Annotated in this window: 6 protein-coding genes; 3 read left to right on the top strand and 3 right to left on the bottom strand. The window is 71.6% G+C overall.

Going from position 1 to position 5,381, the window contains the following annotated elements; all coding sequences use genetic code 11:
* Positions 1 to 500 precede the first annotated feature (500 nt).
* Positions 501 to 1,505, bottom strand: a complete 1,005-nt coding sequence (locus PUR71_RS00215) for a stage II sporulation protein M (protein WP_329924246.1) — start codon at positions 1,503 to 1,505, stop codon at positions 501 to 503.
* Between the two features lie 297 nt (positions 1,506 to 1,802).
* Here PUR71_RS00215 and PUR71_RS00210 point away from each other — a divergent pair, with 297 nt between their 5' ends.
* A complete protein-coding gene (locus PUR71_RS00210; protein ID WP_329924245.1) occupies positions 1,803 to 2,801 on the top strand; it encodes an RDD family protein in 999 nt (332 codons plus the stop codon).
* Between the two features lie 8 nt (positions 2,802 to 2,809).
* On the opposite strand, the gene PUR71_RS00205 is transcribed toward PUR71_RS00210, so the two are convergent.
* Complete coding sequence (locus tag PUR71_RS00205) at positions 2,810 to 3,445, bottom strand: hypothetical protein (RefSeq protein WP_329924244.1); 636 nt, start codon at positions 3,443 to 3,445, stop codon at positions 2,810 to 2,812.
* Between the two features lie 119 nt (positions 3,446 to 3,564).
* Here PUR71_RS00205 and PUR71_RS00200 point away from each other — a divergent pair, with 119 nt between their 5' ends.
* Both PUR71_RS00200 and PUR71_RS00195 read left to right on the top strand, forming a co-directional pair.
* Positions 3,565 to 4,077, top strand: coding sequence for a SigE family RNA polymerase sigma factor (locus tag PUR71_RS00200; RefSeq protein ID WP_329924243.1), 513 nt, complete (start codon positions 3,565 to 3,567; stop codon positions 4,075 to 4,077).
* On the top strand, positions 4,074 to 5,162 hold the full coding sequence (locus PUR71_RS00195; protein ID WP_329924242.1) for a hypothetical protein: 1,089 nt from the start codon (positions 4,074 to 4,076) through the stop codon (positions 5,160 to 5,162). Before PUR71_RS00200 ends, PUR71_RS00195 begins: the two co-directional genes overlap by 4 nt.
* A gap of 78 nt (positions 5,163 to 5,240) precedes the next feature.
* On the opposite strand, the gene PUR71_RS00190 is transcribed toward PUR71_RS00195, so the two are convergent.
* Positions 5,241 to 5,381, bottom strand: a 141-nt coding sequence (locus tag PUR71_RS00190) for an adenosylhomocysteinase (protein ID WP_329924247.1), incomplete at its 5' end; no start/stop codon positions are given.

The raw sequence follows: 5,381 nt of genomic DNA, 5'->3' as shown, positions 1-5,381 counted from the left end.
GCGTCCTCGCTAGTGTTTATTTCAAAAGGAATCTCCAACCCCGATCAGACGATCGAGGCCGGGGATGTCAACATATCTGGCGTTGACTTTTGGCACGCTGTTGAGTTCTCAAGGAACGGACGCTTCCTTCGAGCCGCCTTTCAGCGTGCCCTCCGGGCGCTTCGTTCTTCCGTGTTTCCAGCCTACCAGACGTTTTCCGCTCCGTTTTCCCGGAGTTTCTTTCGTCCGATTCCCGCTGGGGGGATTTCCTGCAACTTCGCTCGAAAGCTTATCAAAGCCTTCGTGTTGCTCAGTTCGCGGGATTTGCTTCGTCGGAGGGCGCGCATTTCGTGAAACGCGCTCACCTCGATTCGGCGGTGTCGTAGACACTAACGCCCGGGCCCGACCGTTGTCCAGTCAGTCCCAACCGTTCAAACCTACTAGCCCACCGGTACCACGTCAATGGTCCGGCCGGGATTCAGGAAGAGTAGCAGGTCAGGGGCCTGGTGATCACATCCGCCTCAGGCGGCGACCGGCTGCAGGTCCGCCCGGTCGGCCGCGTCCAGGTCTCCGGTCTCGCCGTCGGCCGCGACCTTCTTCCCCAGCACCAGGGCGTAGAGGAGGAAGGCGGTCTCCGCGACGACGCCGATCGATATGCGGGCCCAGGTGGGCAGGCCCGACGGGGTTACGAAGGCTTCGAGGACGCCGGAGACCGCCAGCACCGTCGCCATGCCGATGGCCATGCCGATGATGGAGCGGCCCTGTTCCGCGAGCGCCGTCGTCCGGGTGCGCGGCCCCGGGTCGATCACCGTCCAGCCCAGGCGCAGGCCGAGGCCGCCGGCGACGAAGACGGCGGTCAGCTCCAGCAGGCCGTGCGGGATGAGCAGGCCGAGGAAGACGTCGAGCCGGCCCGCGGAGGCCATCAGGCCGATCCCCGCGCCGAGGTTGAGGACGTTCGACCACATCACGAAGATCACGGGGATGCCGAGCGCGATCCCGAACAGCAGGCACTTGATGGCGATCCAGGCGTTGTTCGTCCAGACCTGGGCCGCGAACGAGCTCGCCGGGCGGTCCGAGTAGTACGCCTCGTACTCGCCGCCGGGGCGGGTCATCTGGCGCAGCATCTCGGGCGAGGCGATGCTGTTGCGGACCTCGGGGTGGTTGGCGACCCACCAGGCGATCACCGCGGTGGCGACCAGCGAGACGACCGCGACCGGCAGCCACCACCGGCGGGACCGGTACAGGGCCGCCGGGAAGCTCACCGTGTAGTACCGCGCCACGTCCTGCCAGCCGCTGCTGCGGGTGCCGGTGACGGCGGCCCGCCCGCGGGACACCAGTGCGGTCAGCCGGCTCACGAGCGTCGGATCGGGCGCGGCGGCCTGCACCTTGGCCAGGTGGCCGGTGGCCCGCTGGTACAGGGTGACCAGTTCGTCCGCCTCCTCCCCGCTGAGCCGACGCTCGCGGGCGAGGGCGTCCAGCCGGTTCCACTCCCCCTGGTGGGTGGCGACGAAGACGTCCAGGTCCATGCGGCGGCTCCATGGTCGACGTGAGGCGCTGGGCCGCGCGGGGCGGCCGCACCCACGCGGGGCGGTCGGGCGGGGTCGGGCGGGCGAAGACGTACGGACACGTGCGGGCCCAGCATGCCAGGAGGGACCGACGCCGTGGCCCCCGGGATCTCACTTCCCGTCCGAGCGCCGGGCGCCGTATGTTGGCGACTGCGGATCGGACGGCAGTGGGTGGGTCGCGGGGGCCGGTCCGGGACGTCCCGCAGCGCGGCGTCCATCCGCCTCGGCGACCTCAACGAGCGTGAACGGACGGCTGTCTTGAGCGACCTGGTGACCGGTGAGGCGATCGTCCTCGACCTGCGCGCGGCGAAGCTCCCGAGCCGGGCGCTCGCGGTCGCGCTCGACCTGGCCGTGGAGTTCGCCGCCCTGCTGATCACCTCGCTGGTCCTCAGCGTCGTCCTCTCGGGCCTCGACGGCGCCGCCCTGGCCGCCATCATGCTCGGGCTGATGGTGTTCTTCCTGGTCGGCGTCCCGGTGATGGTCGAGACGTTCAGCCACGGGCGTTCGCTCGGCAAGGCCGCGCTCGGCCTGCGGGTGGTCCGCGGCGACGGCGGTCCGGTGCGGTTCCGGCACGCACTGGTGCGTGGCCTGACCGGCTTCTTCGAGTTGATCACGCTGAGCGGCGCACCCGCGGTGATCTGCTCGGTGGTGAATTCGGAGGGCAAACGGCTGGGCGACATCTTCGCCGGGACGCTGGTCGTCCGCGAGCGCGCGCCGGGCGGCGGAACGGCGGTCGCGCTGCCGCCGGTGCATCCGCGGCTGCTGCAGTCGATGGGGCACGAGCTGGTCACGATGGACCTCTCGCCCGTCCCCGAGCCGCTCTGGCTCGCGATCCGCCAACTGCTCGGCCGGATCGGCCAGTTGGACCCGACCGTGGCACACCAGCTGTCCGCCCGGCTGGCCGCCGACCTCGCCGCCAGGACGGCCCACGAGGTGCCGCCCGGCGTGCACCCGGCCGCCTACCTCGGCGCCGTGCTCACCGAGCGCCAGCGTCGCGAGTGGACGCGCGCCCAGGCGTACGGGCCGGCGGCGGTCCCGCAGGCCAACCCGACCACGCAGGTCAACCCGACCACCCAGGTCAACCCGACCACGCAGGTCAACCCGACCACCCAGGTCAACCCGACCATGCAAGGAGCCCGGGCCCCGCAGGCGCCGATGCCCCCGGCAGCGCCCCTGACCCCCGCAGCCCCGGCCGCGCCCCCGGCACCGCCCGCCACCCCCCAGCCCAACGACATGGGCTTCGCCCCGCCCGCCTGACCCGCGCCCTACCCCCCGAACTCGACCGGCCAGGCGTTCGGCGGCGACTCCAGTTCCTCCAGCTCGATCCCGTCCGCCGCCAGCACCACGTCCCCGGCCAGATGTACCACCTGCTGCTCCCCCGTCTCCAGGTCCGCCACCTGGTACCGCTCGACGAGCAGCGGCCCGGAGTCCGTCTCGTGCGTGTCGGTCCCCTCCAGCAACCACCCCTGGTCGAAGGTGCGCGGCGCCAGCACCGGCTCGGTGAACGCCACCAGCCGCACCCGGGCGCTCGCGCCCTCCCGCAGCCGCAGCAGCCGGGCGGTCGCGACCAGGAACGCCGGCGAACGCCCGGTGAACCCGTGGGCGCGGTCGTGGCCCTCCACCGCGTGCTCGCCGCCCGGGTCGGCCGCGTCCGTGCGCACCCACGCCACCCCGTCGACCGCCCCGCCGCGGACCTGCCATCCACCTGCCCGCAGCTCCATCCGCAGCGGCCGGGCGCGCGAGTCCAGCGTGAGGTCGACGGTGCCGGCCACCCGGCCGTCCGGGGCGTAGGTCTTGGAGACGTACCGCCAGCCGGCCGGCCCGGGAGCGCAGCTGAACCGCTCCTCACCGAGCAGCACGTGGTCGTGGGTGTCGTGGAGCGAGTACCGGCCGTTGGGCATGGCCGAAGCCTACGTGGACGCCCGTGACCGATCGGCATGCAACCTTCCGGAGCGGTGCCGGCATTAGGGAGACGGACGGCGCGGGAGAGACGCCGCCGACACGACGAAGGGGGGTGCAGATGGCGAGGCAGACGCACGACGCGGAGTTCACCGAGTTCGTGGCCTCCAGGAGCGGTTGGCTGCGGAAGGTCGCCTATCTGCTGTGCGGGGACTGGCACCGGGCCGACGACCTGGTGCAGGAGACCACGACCAGGTTGTACGTGAACTGGGCGCGGGCCGGGCGGGTGGAGAACCTGGACGGCTACGCCCGGCGGGTGCTGGTCAACGTGTTCCTGGGCGAGCAGCGCACCTCGTGGTGGCGCCGCACGGTCCGCCGGGAGGCCGAACCCGAGACGGCCGCCGCGAGCATCGACCTGGACGCCTCGCTCGACCTCCGCCAGGCCCTGGCCGCACTGCCGCCACGCCAACGCGCCACGGTCGTCCTGCGCTACTACTGCGACCTGACCGTCGACCAGGCCGCCGAGACCCTGGGCTGCTCCCCCGGCAACGTGAAGAGCCAGAGCTCACGCGGGCTGGAGACCCTCCGCACCATGCTCGTCGCCCGCCCCGCCGTCGCAGAGAGGACGCCATGACCATCAACGATCACGACGAGCTGGCCGCCCGCCTGATGGCGCTGGCCGACGGTCCGGCACCGCCCCCGGGTTTCCACGCCGTGCGGTCCATCACCGAGGGCACCTCCCGACTGCGCCGCCGCAGGCGGGCCACGGTCAGTGCCATCGCCGCCGTGGCGGTCGCAGTGGTGACGACCACCGCCCTGCTGGCACCGGGAGGCACGTCCGCCACCCCCGCACCGCCCGCGGCACCGACGGTGACCACCTCGCCGTCACCGTCCGCGTCACCGACCACGACGCCGACTCCTGTCGGCTTCGACCCGCTGACCACCGAGGTCCACTTCGGCTGGCTGCCCGACTGGGCGCACGGTGAACAGAGCGTCGGCTACATCAAGAGCTACCACGGCTACCAGGCGGAAGCCCGCGCCGTCGGCCGCGACGACCCCTCACGCATCATCGTCCAGTTGTACCCGGCCGGCTCCGAGCCACCGATGACCACGTCGTACGGGAAGCTCGTCAAGGTCGATGCCGACCCGGTCAACGGTCGGGATGCCTACTGGGTGGTACCCGACGGGTCCTCGCGCTCCCAGCCCACACTGCGCTGGCAGACGGCCTCGGGCCGCTGGGCCGAGATCACCGGTTACGGCAACGAGCCGGCGGAGGTCACCAACGAGGTCCTCCACAAAGCGGCCGCCGACGTGCGCTTCGGCCAGTGGAACGTCCCCCTGCCGGTGCAGGTCACCGGCCTGCCCGAGCCGCTCAAGCCCACCGACGCCGAGTTGCTGCGGCCGGACACGAGCGGGTCGAACGGCTGGCTCCTGTGGCTGATGTTCCGGGACGGCGACAAGACCGTCTCGGTCAGCGTGCAGGGCAACGGGACCGTCCCCACCCCCACGCCCACCTACACCGACACGGCCGGGTCCCCCTACATCGACCCGCACCCGCCGGTGACCACCGTTCAAAACGGGCTGAGCATCTCCGTCGGGGCCGGGTCCGGCGTTCCCGCCAGCCTGGAGCAACTCGGCGGCCTGCCTTGGCTGCTCGCCCACATCAAGTCCCTCGGCCCGGACGACACCAAGTGGACGACGGACGTCGTCGTCCCCTGAGTCTGCCGAGTCGCCCGAACGCGCCGGTGGCCGGCACCCACGGGGGGTGCCGGCCACCGACGTACGGGTGTCACCGCATCAGTAGCGGTACTGCTCCGCCTTGTACGGGCCCTCGACCGGGACGCCGATGTAGTCGGCCTGCTCCTGGGTCAGCGTGGTCAGCTTCACGCCCAGCGCGTCCAGGTGCAGACGCGCGACCTTCTCGTCCAGGTGCTTCGG

Origin of the sequence: Streptomyces sp. SP17BM10 (assembly GCF_036322405.1) — a bacterium.
Classification (GTDB): domain Bacteria; phylum Actinomycetota; class Actinomycetes; order Streptomycetales; family Streptomycetaceae; genus Kitasatospora.
The sequence above is the reverse complement of the archived record's forward strand: the minus strand, read 5'-3'. Positions and strand labels throughout refer to the sequence as shown.

Bases quoted from the DNA above. Each gene is read 5' to 3' on its own strand.
- PUR71_RS00205 (WP_329924244.1), bottom strand. From the start codon at position 3,445: ATGCCCAACGGCCGGTACTCGCTCCACGACACCCACGACCACGTGCTG.
- PUR71_RS00215 (WP_329924246.1), bottom strand. From the start codon at position 1,505: ATGGACCTGGACGTCTTCGTCGCCACCCACCAGGGGGAGTGGAACCGG.
- PUR71_RS00195 (WP_329924242.1), top strand. From the start codon at position 4,074: ATGACCATCAACGATCACGACGAGCTGGCCGCCCGCCTGATGGCGCTG.
- PUR71_RS00200 (WP_329924243.1), top strand. From the start codon at position 3,565: ATGGCGAGGCAGACGCACGACGCGGAGTTCACCGAGTTCGTGGCCTCC.